12 protein-coding genes and 1 tRNA gene are annotated in these 16,468 nt (G+C 60.5%); 3 read left to right on the top strand and 10 right to left on the bottom strand.

The genetic code is table 11. The annotated features are described in order from the left end of the window. Genes C4N04_RS10735 through C4N04_RS10725 form a run of 3 tightly spaced genes read right to left on the bottom strand, consistent with a single transcriptional unit; the run spans window position 1 to window position 3,900 of the window. Window positions 1–1,011: a hydroxyacid dehydrogenase gene (locus C4N04_RS10735; RefSeq protein ID WP_077990195.1), complete on the bottom strand. Its 1,011-nt coding sequence runs from the start codon at window positions 1,009–1,011 to the stop codon at window positions 1–3. Beyond that, window positions 1,008–2,864 carry a DUF2264 domain-containing protein gene (locus C4N04_RS10730; RefSeq protein ID WP_077990194.1) on the bottom strand — a complete coding sequence of 619 codons (1,857 nt, stop codon included), beginning with the start codon at window positions 2,862–2,864 and terminating at the stop codon, window positions 1,008–1,010. The genes C4N04_RS10735 and C4N04_RS10730 overlap by 4 nt, the downstream gene beginning before the upstream one ends. Before the next feature lie 4 nt (window positions 2,865–2,868). Then, on the bottom strand, window positions 2,869–3,900 hold the full coding sequence (locus C4N04_RS10725; protein ID WP_096763494.1) for a LacI family DNA-binding transcriptional regulator: 1,032 nt from the start codon (window positions 3,898–3,900) through the stop codon (window positions 2,869–2,871). Between the two features lie 143 nt (window positions 3,901–4,043). Here C4N04_RS10725 and C4N04_RS10720 point away from each other — a divergent pair, with 143 nt between their 5' ends. Further along, complete coding sequence (locus C4N04_RS10720) at window positions 4,044–5,330, top strand: ABC transporter substrate-binding protein (RefSeq protein WP_096763495.1); 1,287 nt, start codon at window positions 4,044–4,046, stop codon at window positions 5,328–5,330. A 105-nt stretch (window positions 5,331–5,435) separates the two neighbouring features. On the opposite strand, the gene C4N04_RS10715 is transcribed toward C4N04_RS10720, so the two are convergent. From C4N04_RS10715 to C4N04_RS10695, 5 genes are read right to left on the bottom strand one after another with little or no spacing between them, the layout of a single operon-like run. Continuing rightward, complete coding sequence (locus C4N04_RS10715; protein ID WP_106796013.1) at window positions 5,436–6,407, bottom strand: glycosyl hydrolase; 972 nt, start codon at window positions 6,405–6,407, stop codon at window positions 5,436–5,438. Window positions 6,408–6,410: 3 nt separating this feature from the next. Further along, window positions 6,411–6,932, bottom strand: a complete 522-nt coding sequence (locus C4N04_RS10710) for a DUF995 domain-containing protein (RefSeq protein WP_038685959.1) — start codon at window positions 6,930–6,932, stop codon at window positions 6,411–6,413. Between the two features lie 34 nt (window positions 6,933–6,966). Further along, window positions 6,967–8,832: a glycosyltransferase family 2 protein gene (locus C4N04_RS10705; protein WP_106796012.1), complete on the bottom strand. Its 1,866-nt coding sequence runs from the start codon at window positions 8,830–8,832 to the stop codon at window positions 6,967–6,969. Then, window positions 8,829–9,812, bottom strand: coding sequence for a UDP-glucose 4-epimerase GalE (gene galE / locus C4N04_RS10700; RefSeq protein WP_077990189.1), 984 nt, complete (start codon window positions 9,810–9,812; stop codon window positions 8,829–8,831). Before galE ends, C4N04_RS10705 begins: the two co-directional genes overlap by 4 nt. A gap of 1 nt (window position 9,813) precedes the next feature. Next, a complete protein-coding gene (locus C4N04_RS10695; RefSeq protein ID WP_077990188.1) occupies window positions 9,814–10,836 on the bottom strand; it encodes a UDP-glucuronic acid decarboxylase family protein in 1,023 nt (340 codons plus the stop codon). Between the two features lie 384 nt (window positions 10,837–11,220). On the opposite strand from C4N04_RS10695, the gene C4N04_RS10690 reads away from it, so the two are divergent. Beyond that, window positions 11,221–11,544, top strand: a complete 324-nt coding sequence (locus C4N04_RS10690) for a hypothetical protein (RefSeq protein WP_106796011.1) — start codon at window positions 11,221–11,223, stop codon at window positions 11,542–11,544. Between the two features lie 101 nt (window positions 11,545–11,645). Here C4N04_RS10690 and C4N04_RS10685 read toward each other — a convergent pair whose 3' ends face one another. After that, window positions 11,646–12,428, bottom strand: coding sequence for a response regulator transcription factor (locus tag C4N04_RS10685; RefSeq protein ID WP_038685949.1), 783 nt, complete (start codon window positions 12,426–12,428; stop codon window positions 11,646–11,648). Between the two features lie 475 nt (window positions 12,429–12,903). Between C4N04_RS10685 and C4N04_RS10680 the strand changes: the two genes are divergently transcribed. Beyond that, window positions 12,904–16,314 (top strand): DEAD/DEAH box helicase, encoded by a 3,411-nt coding sequence (locus C4N04_RS10680; protein WP_106796010.1) that lies wholly within the window; start codon window positions 12,904–12,906, stop codon window positions 16,312–16,314. A 59-nt stretch (window positions 16,315–16,373) separates the two neighbouring features. Here the strand turns inward: C4N04_RS10680 and C4N04_RS10675 are convergent. Beyond that, window positions 16,374–16,450, bottom strand: a tRNA-Met gene (locus tag C4N04_RS10675). Window positions 16,451–16,468 lie beyond the last annotated feature (18 nt).

The raw sequence follows: 16,468 nt of genomic DNA, 5'->3' as shown, positions 1-16,468 counted from the left end.
TCAGGCGATGTTTTCGAGATCCTGCCGGCGGATCTGGTAGAGCAGCGGCCGGCCAGTCGTGAAACGCTCGACCTCATCCGCCGCCATCTCGCCGAGACGCGCCCGCTCCAAGCCGATGGCACCGGCAATGTGCGGGGTCAGGAAAACGTTCGGCAGATCGTAGAAGGCCGAACCGGCCTCCGGAATTTCCGGATCGGTCACATCGATAACCGCGTCGATGCGGCCGGTCTTCAGCTCCGAAAGCAGAGCGGCCTCATCGATGAGGATGCCGCGCGCCGTGTTGATGAGCGTCGCGCCGTCCTTCATCAACGACAGTCTTCGCGCATCGATCATATGCTGCGTCGACGGCAGTGACGGCGCGTGCAGGGAAATAATATCAGCGCGTCGCATCAATGCGTCGAGCTCGACCTTCTCCGCTCCAAGGCCTGCCGCCTCGGCGGCATCGACCATGGGATCGAACAGCAGCAGCCTGTAGTCGAACGGTTTCAACAGCTCGATCACCCGCCTGCCGATGCGCGAGGCGCCGATTATCCCGAGGGTGCGGCCATAATTCCCGATCGCTTCGTGCTGCATCGGATAGGTGCGATCGCGGTGGCGGTCGGCGACATAGAGATCGCGGAACCGGAAGGCGCGCTTGCCGGCGAAGAGGATCGCGGCCAGCGTGAATTCGGCGACCGGCACCGCATTGGCCTCGGCCGCGTGGCTGACCGCGATGCCGGCTTCGAAGATGGCCTCGTCGATGATGCCCTTCACCGTACCCGCAGCATGGACGATCAGGCGAAGCCGCGGCGCGGCGGCGGAAATCTCGGGCCCGACATAGGGTGCGCCCCAGCCGGTAACCAGGATTTCGGCTTCGGAAAGCAGTCGCCTTGCCCGCGCGTCGTCGAGGCGCTGCAGCGGCTCGGGGTCCAGCAGGCGGCCGATCGTATCGAGCCGGCGCAGGATCTCGGCGGGCAGGACATGCTCCGTGCGCGACGGCTCCATGGCAAGGACGATTGCCGGGCGGCTCATGGCATCTGGCCCGGGGCTTCGATGGCGCTGACGGTCACACCCTTTTCCCGCACCAGCGCCTCCAGCGCCGCAATATCAGGCGCTTCTGGCGGCCGCGTCCAGGCGGAGGCGACGGCAGCGGGATCGCCAAGGGCCAGCACCGCCGTCACCAGGATGGTTTCGCCGGCCGGAATCTGGCCGCGCAGTTGCGGCACGATGGTCTTGGCGACGATCATATTGGTGTTGGGCTGTGCCTTCTGCGCGAGCCCGGCGCGTTCGACCGATGATCCCAAGTCGAGAATACCGCTGAAATCGGCTTCGCCGATCGCATAGGCAGTCCCATCCGAAGCCGACAGCGTGTCCAGCTCGAAATCCCGGCGAGCGATGGCAAAGCCGCCTTCGGCGACCCTCAGCGGCCGGGCCGCCCTGATCCGGTGGAGGCGGATATGCCAGGGGACCGCGGGCGCCAGCCAGCTTTCGACGCTGACATCGGGGAAAGGTGACCATTTCGCGTAAAGCACATTGCCAGCGATCCTGGCTTCCTCATTCGTCTCGCGCACGCGGTAATGCAGCCCGTCGTCACTGAAGGCCAGCATCGAATCGAAAGCGGCGAGCGCAAAGCCGCGTTCGTCAGATTCGACGCTGAAGCCGTAACGGGAGGAATAGGCGAATTTCGCGTATTTTTCCGTTCCGAAGCGCATCTGCAGATTTTCCTGGCCGGCCGATAGCGCCACGACGTCGCCGCCCGTCCGCATCATCACCATGCCGGGATGGCGCTGGGGAACGACCTCGGGCGCCTGCTCCGGCGCCTTTTCTTCGGCGGTCCAGAACGGATGATTCTCGGCGATCGCAAGCGGCAGAAAGGCCTTCAACGCCCAGTAGGGCGAGCCGGCGGAATTGTAGCTCTCCGACATCAACAGGTTCGGATAGCCGAAACCGATCGACAGAACGCCGTCGCGATCGGCGATCGGCTTGTCCCTCCACCAGCGCAGATGCTGCAGGCAGAGGTGCTTGACCTCGCCCCAGGGCAGTGCCTCGACATCGGCGAAGGCCAGCGCCGACCAGAAGCCGGCGCAGGCGAAACGATAGGTCAGGCTGCGGCCGAAGGGGATCGTGGCACCGTCGGCGGCAAACCAGTGGCGAAAATCCCGGGCGAAGAGGATGGCGCGTTCGCGGTAGCGCTTGGCGTAATCGTCGTCGACGAGCTTCGAATAGATCAGCCCGTAAAAATGCATGGCGAAGGGAATGTAGTGATCGATGCGGCGCACGTTTCCGTCGCGATACCAGCCGTCGCCGATATAGAAGCCCTCGAGCTCTTCCAGATATTGCCGTGTCAGACTGCGGTCGAAATCGGCGCCGAGACGATCGAGGGCGATGTCGACGAAAATACGGAAAAATTTCCAGTTGTTGTCCGCATAGTCGAACTGCCTGGCGTGCTTGAGGTAGGCGATGACATTGCTGCGGGCGCGCGCATCGAGCGGCTTCCAGATTTTTTCCGGCACCAGCGCCAGGGCAAAACCGAGCGCGGCAAGCTCGACCATGCGTTGGTCGCGGCCATTGACGGTTCCCCAATATTCGGGATGAGCGGGATCGGTGCCGTTTGCAAGGCCCTCGGCAAAACGATGCCAGTGGGCGAAGTCGCCGGCGCCGGCGCCGAGCGGGGCCAAGCCCCAGAGCGGGCGGGCGAAACCTTCGAGATCAGCCGCCGCCCGGTCGAAATGGGCGGCGCCGCCGCTCAGCCTGACGCGGGCATTGCCTTTCGAAAAACAGGCAAGCAGCGGATCGAAGAGATCAAGCAGGGCGCGGCTCATATCAGCGCGCGTTTCGAGCGGATTGCCGGCGAGCGGATTGGCGCTGGCGGGATCATAGGTCATCGGATCACTCACGGGGTTCGACAATCACAACGGTCCCTCCCGCAACGGGAACGACAGCCTGGCAGATGTGGCGTGCCGGCGCCGTCCTGTTGCGGAAACGGGACAGCATCAGCGAAATGGCTTCGCGACCGAGAGCGGCGCGGTCGACGCGCATGGTGGAAAGCTGCGGATTGGTCATCAGCGCACAGGGCAGGTCATCGAAACCGACGATGGCGAAATCCTCCGGCACACGCAGGCCCGCTTCGATGACAGCCTCGAGGACGCCGACGGCGATGAAATCATTCATGCAGAAGGCGGCGGTGAAACCGGCATTCTCGGCGAGGATCGCCGCCGTGCGTTCATGGGCCTCGCGGCTGGCGCTGCCCTGCAAGGTCATGGCTACGAAACGGCCTTCGGCGCCGGGGACAGCGGCAATCGCCGCCTCGAAACCGCGGATCCGCTCACGGATCGTCTGGCGATGAGAGCCGCTCAGATGCAGGATGCGGCGATGGCCAGCCTTCGTCAGCCGGCCAGTCGCCTGATAGGCGCCGAAGAAATTAGCCGGCGAAACCCCATCGAAACGCATTCCGGGATCGGTGCCATTGACGAGAACGGTCGGCACCATGGCGTCCTGCAGCCAGTCGCGCAGCATCTCATTTGGATCGATGCCGACGAGAAAGAGACCTTCGGCGGCCGCGGCCCGCATATAATCGCGCGCGGCGTCCGGCGTGATGCGCTCCTCCCGGACCATCCGGACTTCGAACGGCATGCCTGCTTCGGCCGCTCCGGCGCGCAGGCCCTCGACGATCGCCTCGTAGAAGACGCTGAGGCCACCTGTAACGCCGTCGCTGGCGATCAGCGCCAGCCCGCCGGCGACGGCCTCAACAGCCGGCTTGACCGGGTAACCGTGCTCGGCCGCGACCTTCAAAATCTGACGCCGGACGGTTTCGCTGATGCCCGGCTCGTTCGCCAGCACGCGCGAGACCGTTGAGACCGAGACACCGGCCAATGTGGCTATATCGGCCTGTCGCGGCCGTCTGATTTTCTGATCGTTCATGGGCAAAGCTTATGCAAACTACGCAAATTTGCAAGACTAACGTTATTTCTTGCAATAATTATTTTTTTGCGTAGGCTGGTTGCCGGAATGCCCGCAGCGCCGTTGGAGGATGGCAGCGGGCAGATGGGGAAAAGGAGGATAGTATGCAGGTCAACCGCCGTTCATTCCTGATGGGTTCAGCCGGTGCAGCCGCCGGCCTGGCGTTCGGCGCGGGAAGCGCCATTCCGGCCTTTGCCGAAGACACGTCGCTGCGCGCCATGTGGTGGGGGTCGAACGACCGCGCCAAACGCACGCTGGACGTCGCCAAACTCTACCAGTCGAAGACACCCGGCGTCACGATCGTCGGAGAATCGCTTTCCGGCGACGGCTACTGGACGAAGCTCGCAACCCAGATGGCCGGCCGTTCGATCGCCGACATCTTCCAGCTCGAGCCGGGAACGATCTCCGACTATTCCAAGCGCGGCGCCTGCATGCCGCTCGACGAGTTCGTCCCTTCGGCATTGAAGGTCCAGTCCTTCGGCCCCGACATGCTGAAACTGACCACCATCGACGGCAAACTCTATGGTGTCGGCCTCGGCCTCAACTCCTTTTCGATGTTCTTCGACACGGTCGAATTCGAAAAGGCCGGCATCCCAGTGCCGACACCCGATCTCACCTGGGATGAATATGCCAAGCTCGCCGTGGAACTCGCCAAGTCCTCCGGCAAGGGCGGAGGCCCCTATGCCGCCCGCTACGCCTATGTGTTCGACGCCTGGCTGCGCCAACGCGGCAAGAGCCTATTTGCTAGGGAAAGCGTCGGGCTCGGCTTCACGGCCGACGATGCCACGGAATGGTTCGATTACTGGGAGAAGCTGCGCAAGGCCGGGGGCACGGTGGCTGCCGACGTCCAGACGCTCGACCAGAACACCATCGACACCAATGCGCTTGGTCTTGGCAAGTCGGTCATCGGCATGGCCTATTCTAACCAGATGATCGGCTACCAGCTGATCATCAAGAACAAGCTCGGCATCACCATGCTGCCGCGGGAAAAGAAGGGAGGGCCATCGGGCCATTACTACCGCCCTGCGCTGATTTGGAGTGTCGGCGCCACCACGAAGAACGGCGAAGCGGCGGCGAAATTCATCGACTTCTTCGTCAACGACATCGAGGCCGGCAAGATTCTCGGCGTCGAGCGCGGCGTGCCGATGTCGCCGGTAGTGCGTGAAGCCATTCTGCCGCAACTGAACCCGACGGAGCAGGAAACGGTCAAATACGTCAACATGCTCAAGGATCAGGTCGGCGAATATCCGCCGCCGGTGCCGATGGGTGCAACCCAATTCGACCAACGCGTGCTGCGCCCGATCTGCGACGAACTCGCCTTCGAACGGACCTCGCCCGCCGATGCGGCGACCCGGCTCGTCGAAGAGGGTAAGGCAACGCTCAAGGGATGATCGGCTGCCGGATATGAGAGGAGAGGCCCGCAAAACCCCGGCGGGCCTTTCTGGTTTACTGATGAAGCGCGTTGCGATCTTATGGATTTGCGCTTCAGATGCCTTTCAGTTGGCTGCCAGGCTTTCGACCACGCGCCAGTCCGGCCGGCCGAGGTTGAAGGGCCAGGCGTGCACGTCGCGGTCATTGAAATAGACCACTTCCTGAAGGTTCGGGAAGGCGCTCTGCTTCAGCGTCGCGGTTTCGATCCAGGGTCTCATATAGGCGTCGCCGCCTTCGTAGCCGAGCTCTGCGACCCAGATGGGCTTTCCATAGCCGGCGACGAGATCATAGCCCTGCTTCAACGCTTCCGAAAAGGTCCGGTGCTTGTTGTAGGCAAGCTCGTCATAGCGCTGGAGCCCGAAAACCGAGAGGCCGACAAGATCGACGTAGTCGTCGCCGGGATAATAGGCATCAAGGCCGGGCTCCCCCTTCGGCGACCACATGAGCTCGGTGCCGGGCGCCTCGTCGCGAACGATATCCATCATCCGCTTATAGGCGGTGATGTAATCCGCCGGATTCCAGCCGGACCATGAAAACCGGCCCGACTTGTCCTCCATTTCCTGGCCCCACCGGACGATCACAGGGCTCCTCAGCTGAGAGATCATCTGCGCGATCGCCCGCATGTTGACGTCGTAATCGCCCCGCAGCACCTTGCGGCGAAGCTCTTCTGAGGTCAGCCGCCAGTCGACGTCCCAGGACCACGGCTCGACCGTGATCAGCAGGTTGCGGCCTCTGGCCTGGGCATAGGCATCGGCGACACGCAGCGTCTCCAGATCAACGTCTTCCCAGGGCAGGAACAGGGCTTCGGTCGAGACATTCGTCTGAGCGCCGAAATCCCCATGCGGGTCATAGGCGCCGAACTTGATGCCGTCGGCATGAACCACCGGGCGCTTGTCGATGATCGTTCGCATGCTGGATGCCTGGTTCGGGGCAATGCCGGCATATTGCACCTCGCTTCGGCCCGGCAGATCCGCGACGCACAATAGCAGAAGTGCGAGCGCAGCGGTCGAGAGGTGGTTTTTCATCAGCTTCTTCATGGCTTACCCTCCTTTTCGGGCAAGTTCCTGGTCCGACAGGACCTGCTTCAGATCGCGTGCCTTGGCGCTGACAGTATCCGCGGCAACAAGCTTGCGGAATTCATCATCCTCGCGCACCGAGGAATGGCGGAAGACGTACCAGTTGCCGTTCGGCTGGCGCCGCTGATAGATCGTGTTGCCGATCTTGCGGTGACCGAAACAGGTGCTGGCGCGCGCCGCACCCTCGGCATTCGTCCAGGTGGCGCGCATGCAGAGCTGGCCGAGGTCATCCACGACCCATTTGCCCTCGGCAAACGACTGCTTGCCCTTGTCGTTCACCCAGGCGACAAACCGCCGGCCATCCTCGATGAAGCGGCCGCCACCGGTGTCCCAGGTCCAGGTCCTGTCGCCGTAGATCCGATAGAGCTCATAGGCGCTGAGCGGCGTCGGCTCTTTCTTCTTTGCGGTCTCGGCACCCTGCGCCGCCAGTGGCAGGCACAGGCTGAAAGCAAGGGCCGCCCCATAGAGTCTCGATCCGATACGCATGACATCCTCCTCGACACTGGCCGGATCCGCCGGCTCACACACCTTGTTCGCTCCGTCCCACGCTCCCGAAGCCATTCCATCTGAGGCGGAACTTCACGGTTCGGGTTTTGCTGCCACCGAGGCCGGCACCGGCCACGGCAAATTGCGATTGGCTGAAGCTGATGAACGACTGACCGTGAGAAAGAGCCTCGAGACTGCGCAGCCCATGGCCGCCGACCTGCATGCTGCCGGTGATGCAGATTGCAAAGCCCGTCGCCGTTGCCAGCCACAGGCCGCGTGACTGCGGCAGCAGCGGCAGACCGTTCTCGATTGCATGACGAAGGGCGATCAGCACCGTCAGCGACAGATAGATTGCCAGATTGATCGCAGCGAAAATATAAAAACCCTGGGCGGCCGCGGCGTCGGCGGCGAACACCATGGCGACGGCGCAAAGGCCGGCGAGGCAGATGTAGGGTGCCAAAACGCGCAGCGGCAAGGAATGCTGCTCCTGCCTGCCTTTCGGGGTGATGCGAAAGTCGACGAAAGAGCCGTAGAGGTGGTCGCGAACAGCCGCCAGGCTGCCGGCAAGCGACCACGGCCAGCGCAGGAAGATGAAGGCAAGCCCCTCCCAGCCGAACAGTTTCGCATTATGCGGCCTGAAAGTTCCCGTCGCCCGCCAGAAGAATGCAAACAGCATCAGCACGATCGATATCGGCGCGAAATGCAGCAGGAAATCCGGATAGGTGACAGCGACGAAAATATGGCCCGTCAGCAGAGCGGCAACCGGCAGCAGGAACATCACCGCCATGACGGCGGAGAACAGCGGGTACCAAAGTTGCGAAAACACGAACTGGAATTTCAACCGCCAGGGCAGGTGGGCGACATAGCGGCGGGAGTAGCGCAGCAGGATGGTGACGAGGCTGCGTGACCACTGAAATTCCTGGACGGCGAGATCGACGAAGTTCGCCGGGCCGTCGCCGTGAGCGATCGCGTCGACGGCATGGACACCGCGCCAGCCGCCGGCATTCATCATCAACGTGGTCGAATGATCTTCGGCAAGTTCGGGGCCAAGGCCGCCGATCTCACGCAGGGCCGATGTGCGAACCGCATAGTGGGAGCCGATGCAGAGCGGTGCCCAGCCATTGTTGTAGCCGGTCTGCAGCGAACCATGCAGACTTGCCTCCGCATAAAGCCTTCCCCGCGCCGCCCAGCTTGCCGCCGCATTCGCATCACAGATGCTGGGAGCGGTGACATAGCCGACGCCAGGATCGGCGAAGGGGCGCAGGACTTCACGGAGATAGGTCGGTGTCGGCACATGATCGGCATCGAACTGGGCGACGAAATCGTAACGTGCATAGCCGAAATGGTCGTAGAAATAGGCAAGGTTGCCTTCCTTGCATCGCGTCCGGCGCGGCCAGGTCGTGCGGTGATACTCGGCCACGCCTTTGCGGGTGGAGATCAGCACGCCGTGCTCGGCGCACCAGCGTCTGGTTTCCTCGGAAGGATCCTCGTCGGCCAGCCAAACGTCGAACTCGACGCCGATCTGATCGAGCATCGCCTGCAATGTGGCGCGGACGACGGCAAAGGGCTCGGACGGCGCCTTGGTGACGACCATCGCCATGCGTCCTTCCGGCAGCGGTGTGCGTGAGCTGATTGTTCTTGCATTGAGGAAGATCAGAATGAAATAGGCTGGGACGAGCGTGATCCAGGCAAGTACGACTGTGACAAGCACGAAGGCAGCCCAGGAAATGATATGGGCGGCCTGACACCACCAGATCCAGAAATAGCCGAGTGCCGCCAGCCAGCAGAGGATGCCAAAACCATATGCGACACGATTCCACCGGGTGAAAACAGGCTTGAACGGGCCGGCGGCAGCTTTCGCCGTCTTGATCGGGTAACCTAATTCCGAAATGAGGCTCATGCCGTCACCTCCAGCCCGAAGGTGGGGCCGGCAGTGCGGATGATCGTATCAATATCCGAGAGTGTCGGCGCGAAGCCGAGCTCCGCCTTCGCCCTCGCCGTATTGGCAAAAAGGATCGGCGGATCGCCGGCACGGCGGGAGCGATAGCGGACAGGCACTTCACGGCCGGTCATGCGATAGATGACATCGAGAATCTCGCGCACCGAGGTGCCCCGGCCGGAGCCGAGATTGACGCTGAGGGAGTCGCCGCCCGCCATCAGGTGATTGACGGCTGCCAAATGCGCCTGTGCGAGATCGCTGACATGGATATAGTCGCGAACGCAGGTTCCGTCGGCTGTCGAATAATCGGTGCCGAAGATATCGAGCCGCTCCAGCTTGCCGGCGGCAGCGAGAAGGGCACGCGGGATGAGGTGGGTCTCGGGCTCGTGGCGCTCGGCAAGCTCACCATCGGGATCGGCGCCGGCCGCATTGAAATAACGCAACGCGGCAAAGCGGATGCCATAGGCGGCGGCAAAATCCTCGAGCGCCATCTCGAAGATCAGCTTGGTGCGGCCATAGGGATTGACCGGCTGCTGCGGTGTTTCCTCCCGTATCGGCAACGAGGCGGGAACGCCATAGGTGGCGCAGCTGCTCGAAAAGACGATCCGGTCGATATCCTGATCGAGGCAGGCTTCGAGCAGCGTCAGGCTGCCGATGACGTTGTTGCGGTAATATTTTCTCGGCATGTCGACGGATTCGCTGACATAGGCGTTGGCGCCGCAATGGATAACGCAATCGGGCGAAAATTCAGCCAACGTCCGGCGCAACGCGACCGCATCGCCGAGTTCACCGCGGATGAGCGGCCCCCAGCGGACGCTGTCGGCATGTCCGGTCGACAGGTTGTCGTAGGTAACCGGGATGATTCCGGCGCGCGACAACGCTTTGCAGATGTGACTGCCTATGAAACCGGCACCGCCGGTGACGAGAATGTAGCGGGGCATGTCATACGGCCTCCGCCTTCTCTGTCCGGGCAAGCAAGCCATCGAAATATTCGACCGTGCGCGCCAGGCCGGCTTCGAGCTCGATTTGGGGCTGCCATCCCAGCTCGGTTCTGGCACGGGAAATATCCGGCCGCCGCTGGCGGGGATCGTCGACGACAGCAGGCAGGTGAATGATGCGGGAGCGCGAATTTGTCAGATCCCGGATGATTTCGGCCAGGCGCCGGACGGTGAATTCGCCCGGATTGCCGAGATTGATCGGGCCGTGGCATGCGCTGCCGGCTGCCGAGAAACGCAGGAAACCTTCAACGAGATCGTCGACATAGCAGAAGGAGCGGGTTTGCTGGCCGTCGCCGTAAATCGTCAGGTCGGCGTTGCGCAGAGCCTGAACGATGAAATTGGAGACGACGCGGCCGTCATCCAGGCGCATGCGCGGTCCATAGGTGTTGAAGATGCGGCCGACCTTGATGTCGACGCCGTAGGTCCTGTGGTAGTCGAAGAACAGGGTTTCGGCGCTGCGCTTGCCTTCGTCGTAGCAGGCACGCGGCCCGATCGGATTGACATTGCCGCAATAGGTTTCGCGCTGCGGGCTCTGGTTCGGATCGCCATACACCTCCGATGTCGACGATTGAACGACGATCGCACCGGTTTTTCGCGCACAGTCCAGGGTGTTGACGGCGCCCAGCACATTGGTGAGCAATGTGCCCACCGGATCCCGCTGATAATCGGGCGGAGAGGCGGGGGAGGCAAAATTGAAGATGAGCGACGCCTCGATATCGAAGGGCTGACGAACATCGTGCTCGATGATGCGGAAGCGGGGGTTCGACTGGAGATAATCGACATTCACACGGCGGCCGGTCGAAAAATTATCGAGGCATATGACGCTGTGGCCGCGTAGCAGGAGTCTTTCGCAGAGATGCGAACCAAGAAAACCCGCTCCGCCATTGACAAGAGCGGTGCCCGGATTCTTGAGCACCGGTACGCCTTGTACTTCAGAATATCCTTCGCCGGGAACGAAACTACGCATTACAAACTCCTTCCCTTATCTCAGTCTTTTGATTTATTCAGGCATTGCGTATCTCAATTCTCCGGCCGTTAATTTCACGTTGTTAGTATATCTGCTCAGATAGCTAACAGTTATTCTTCGGATAATTGAATTACTATTTTAATGATAATGAGACTGTTAGAGAGGTCAACATTAAAAGCATATAGAACCCAAAATAAGTATCGAATTGTTCTTTAATGTAACAAATAATTAATCATTTTATATCTTTTTTCACGTAGAACGGGAATCCATACCTCACTCAAGCTTTGCTCAATAAAGAAAGGATACAAAGAAATGAAGCGCCGGCCGCGCGGAACTGCACGGTCGGACTTGCATCCGGAAACGCCATGTGCGAGGGGTTTGGCCATGTCGAAAAAACAAGCTACAGCGCAGCCGAAAGGCTGGCGTCTATTTCATTTTGCGATGATTGCCTGTGTCACGACGCTTCTTGCGGTCGGATCGACAGCTTGTGCGGTCGTTGGCGACGACCTAGCCGCCGTCGCTAAGAAGAATGTCGTCGCCTTTCAGGCGCCACGCGTCTCGACGGCATACGCCTACCCGGAAAAGCCGGCCGTACGGCCGGCCGCAACACCTGCGCGCGTCGTCGCCTATCACGGATCAGCCCCGTATATCTGCTCTCCGAGCGGCTTCGGACAGAAGTCGCGCTGCTTTGCGCGTCCATCGATCTGAAGCAAATCCTTGGAATCGCACCGAGGCAAGGATAGATTATCCCGTAGTACACCGTGCTGCGGCTTTCCTTGCGCCTCTGAACAGAGGCGCTGCGCTATAGATCAGTTGCGCCAACGGCTGGACATCTCGTCATCGCCGGCGGGATGTTCATTGAAGAAGCGGGACGCAGCTTCCGTGCGGTTTCGGACGTTCATCTTCTTATAGATGTTGCGGACGTGAACCTTCACGGTATTTTCGGAAAGATGCAGCTTGTCGGCGATAATCTTGTTCTGCGTCCCCTTGCAGATGAGATCGAGGATCTGAACCTCACGGGTCGTCAAGGCGGAGATGCTGTCGCGTCTCAGCTTGAGCGCATTGGTGCGCGCAGCATCGACCGATCTCGTCTGATAGAGTGAAGGCTCCAGTTGGGCGCTCTTGTTGCCGAGACGATTAAGAAGCGCTGAAGGAAAATGCTCCCCGCCCTTCATCAGCAGATCCACCGCGGCCATGAACACATCAAGCCGAAGATTGAGCGGCAGGACACCGTCGATGATCCTTGCCTCCACTAAACGGCTGACATAGGGTTCCAGCATGTCGATGGCCTCGACGACAAGTCCGATGGAGGCTTCCGGGTGATTTTCCCGCACCGCCTTCAACGCTTCCTGAAGCTCAGGCTGGGGTATATGATAGAATAATACGAGCTTCAGATCGCTGGTATCCTTTTCCAGCATCGGATTCGTTTTTGATATGCTTGGCACGTCGCAGTTCGGGAATTTCTTTGCCAGTGCTTCCACCATGCATTCTGAAAAAAGATCCGCCTTGGCAACTACAACGATAGTATCTCCGGAAGCGCTGGACTTTCTTGCCTGGTCGGTATTCTCCATTCCTGAGCCTGTCATGAACATATACGCCTCCCCTAGCGTTACACTTTACTCAAACGTGAAGCGATGGCGGGTATAAGATAGTATGAAATGCCGCCCCCTTGATGTCACCGCCCTCTTCTTTAGACATTTCTTAATTATGTTAATACGGATTGAGAAGGAAGGAAATGGCCCAAAGTGATTAGTTTTCGCGAGCAAAAAACGATACATTACTGCACATCGGTTGTATTTTTGTTGGCCCATATACTATAGGCTTATATTTGCTCTCACTATAGATAATCAGAGGAATGTAATGTTTCAGTACAAATTGTAATATTTATATCATCTTTGCTCAACGAGTATGAAGGCGGGTAAACCGTCGCAGGTTGTTGGCTCAACCCAGCGCCCACTGGCGGAAGCTTCGGCCGGACGCGTAATCACCATCCATGCTCTTTGATTTTAAGCTGCAATCGTTGCTAAAAGAGGCGCGAGCCTCTTCGTAACTCCTCAGTGAGAAGTCATGCAGGTCGATGCAGACAGGGCGGAACGGGAACGGCTTCTGGCCATTCTCGATTTCTGGCACAAAATCGAGTTTTTTATACCGTACGATCTCTCCAGCCGCCTCGTCTCAGGTGATGGACGGACGGTCTTCTGGCTGCATGCAAAGACGCTCCTCCAGGATGGGGCTGCACTCAGCCGTCCTGTTATACCCGAGGAGAAGCAGATTACCGGCTTTACCTTGTTCCTCGGCGTTTTCAGCAAATCCGAAATCGCCGATATTCGCAGGCACTTCGAGGGTGTTGCGGGCGATATGGCCGAATACGAGGATGCCGAACGCGGCGATCTCGATGGTGACAGCTGCTTTGCCAGCCTGCAGCTCACGCCCTTGGGCGAGCCGATGTTCGAAACCTTTTCGGTTTCCACGCTTCCGTGGGCTCTGGGCCGCGTGCGGAAATCCGGGCTTGCCTCGCTCAGCCACGAGGCTTTTGCCGCCAGCAAGCGGCAACTGTCGGAACTGCTGCAAAACTTTCAGGCGCAGCGGCAGCTGACATCTTCGTCCTTCGAGGCCGGTGCCGATCAGCCGATCGATGCCGCGGAGATCCTGACGCTCAATGAATTGCTCTGCGATTGGGCAGGCTTTGTCTCGCGCGAGGAAAAGCCCGTCGCCGCCGTAGAAATACGTTACCGTGACAGGGTGGAAAGACCTGATCTCATCTCGTTACAGCCGCAACAGGAGGATCAGGCAGCCCATGCCGACGACCAGGAGGACGAAAGTGCAAGCGTTGAAGAAGACATTGGTATCCTGAACAGCTTCTTCATCGAGGACATCGAACGGGCAATGATCTGCATCAAGCAAGGCAATGTCCCAGAGCCGCTCAGGCGATATCTCACCCCGCTGGCCGATGAAAAGCGGATCGACCTCTATTCGCAGGATGGGCGCGCCGCGATCGTTCGGGCGCTGCATCCTGGCAATCTCAACCGTGGACGCTGGCTGAGCGAACCTCACCTCGCAATGAGCCTCATGCAACAGTTCGCGATCAACTCGGCCATTGGCGACCGATTGGAAACGCGTTTATTTTCGGTCAACGGCCCACCGGGCACCGGAAAGACCACTCTGCTGCGCGACATGTTCGCGGATAATATCGTTCGGCGCGCCCGGGTCCTGGCCTCCCTGGAGACGGCACGCGATGCCTTTGACGGCTTGCCGCGGCGCGTCACCTTTGCCGACCGCAGCTCGGCCTCGATATCGGCGCTGATCCCGGCGCTCACCGGATTCGAAATGGTCGTCGCGTCCTCCAACAACGCCGCGGTCGAGAATATTTCGCGCGATCTTCCCAAGCAGAGCGCGATTGCGAAGTCATCTTCCTTCCGATATCTCCAGACGGTCGCCCATAAGATCGCCTGCCAGAAGGACAATGGAGGGGTCATCAGGCTCTCCGACAGCGATCGCCCTTGGGGATTGATTGCCTGCGCGCTCGGCAATTCCAGGAACCGCCGAGCGTTCAAGGAGCGGTTCGCCTTCATGGAAATCACCGACAGGTCGAAGCCCGGCTGGTCGGGCGCCGAGAAGCCGCAGACCATCTGGGAATGGTTGAAGAGCTACGAGGGAGCGACCTTCGCCGAAGCGTCGGCCGCCTTCCATGCCGCCGATGACGTGGTTCGCGGCAAGATCGGCCAATATGCCCGCTATGCCGACCTCCGTGATGAAATTGCTCTGGTTACGCAGGATGCATTCTGCCGCGAAACGCTCGAAAAGCTGGCCGCCGCCGCTGACGAGCTTCGCCATGCGCAGAACCGGTGCGACGAGGTCGCGGCCGAAATGGGCCGTATCAAGCAGAGTTTGTCCTCTTTGATGGAGGAGCAACAGCTGCTCGACCGCAGCGCTCCTGCGCGATGGAAGAGAGTGCTTGCGACCAACCCCGCCCGGCGGCATCGCCAAGATGTCGCCGCCAATGCGCGCCAGCAGCTGGAACTGCGCAAGGCGCTGGCGGAATGCGAAGATCGGCTTGCGAAGGCCGAGAAACCCGCGCTGGAACGTGCTTTGCGAGCGCATGACCAAGCCGCACGCGCACTGCGGTCACGACGGAAAATCTGGATTGCGAAGACCGAAGAGCTCGAGCGGCTGGGAGCAATTCTCGGTCACCCCGCCGCACCGGAGCGCCTCGCCGACCTCGACAGCGCGCAGGTGCAGATTGACGGGTTCTGGCATCAGGACGAACTGGCGGCTCTGCGTTCGGCATTGTTCGAAGCAGCATTGACGCTGCACGAAGCGTGGCTGGCTGAGGTCGGTCGGAAGGGCGGAGGTTTCGGCGGCAATATCGTTGCCATCAGCAAACTGCTTTCCAACAACAATCCCGTCGATGACAAACACGTTGCATCGATCTGGCAAAGCCTCTTCATGATCGTTCCCGTCGTCTCGACGACATTCGCCTCCTTTGCCCGGCAGTTCCGCGGTCTCGAAGCCGGCTCGATCGGCTGGGTCTTCATCGATGAAGCCGGCCAGGCCGTGCCGCAGGCGGCCGTCGGAGCTTTGTTGCGGGCGCGCCGCGCCATGGTGATCGGCGATCCCCAGCAGATCGAGCCGGTCTTTACCCTTCCGAGCGCACTGATTGGCGCCGCTTCGGCGCTTTCGCTCCACACGGCGGCAGGCCAATATTCGCCGAACAGGGTGTCGGTGCAGATGCTGGCCGATGCCGCCAATCGCTACGGAACAACGCTTAAAGACGAGGAAGCAGACGGACTCTGGATCGGCAGCCCTCTCAGAGTGCATCGACGCTGCATCGATCCGATGTTCAACCTTGCCAACCAGATCGCTTACCAGAACAAGATGATCTTCGGGCTGGCAGAGCGCCGGCCGGCCGGCGACGCACCGCCCTTCTATGGCGACAGCGCCTGGATCGACGTCAAGGGCAAGGTGTCGGGCAAACAGGCGGTTGCGGAGCAGACGGACTTCATCGTCGATCTCCTCACCGCGAGCTACCGCCGTTCCGGTGCATTGCCGGACCTCTACGTCATCTCGCCGTTCAAGGAAGTGAAGAACAATCTGCGACGGGCTTTGGCCCAGGCGTGCTGGATCGACCAGGAGGGATATACGGAAGCGTCTCCCCCGAAACTGCAAAAGTGGCTTCAGGAAAGGATAGGCACCGTGCACACGTTCCAGGGCAAGGAAGAGGATAGTGTTTTCTTGGTGCTCGGCGCCGACGCTGCTCATCGCGGAGCGGCCGGCTGGGCCGCCTCCAAGCCAAACCTCTTGAACGTGGCGCTGACGCGCGCCAAGCGCCGCTTCTACATCGTCGGCGATCGCACGCTGTGGCAAACCCTGCCATATTTCAGGGAGGCGGCGAACGCTCTGGAAACGGTGCGGGCGGCGGAATTCCTGGCACGAAATGCGCTGGACACCAGGGATCCAAACCCGGTCCTTTGGGACTGAGTGCTCGCTCAGATGTGTTTTGGAATCAAAAAGCCCGCACGAGGCGGGCTTTTGTATTCTGGTTGCGGGGGCAGGATTTGAACCTGCGGCCTTCAGGTTATGAGCCTGACGAGCTACCGGGCTGCTCCACCCCGCGCCATCGCAAGTCGGATTG

Origin of the sequence: Rhizobium sp. H4 (assembly GCF_003013335.1) — a bacterium.
Lineage (GTDB): Bacteria > Pseudomonadota > Alphaproteobacteria > Rhizobiales > Rhizobiaceae > Rhizobium > Rhizobium sophoriradicis.
This window is presented reverse-complemented; position numbering and strand designations above follow the sequence as displayed.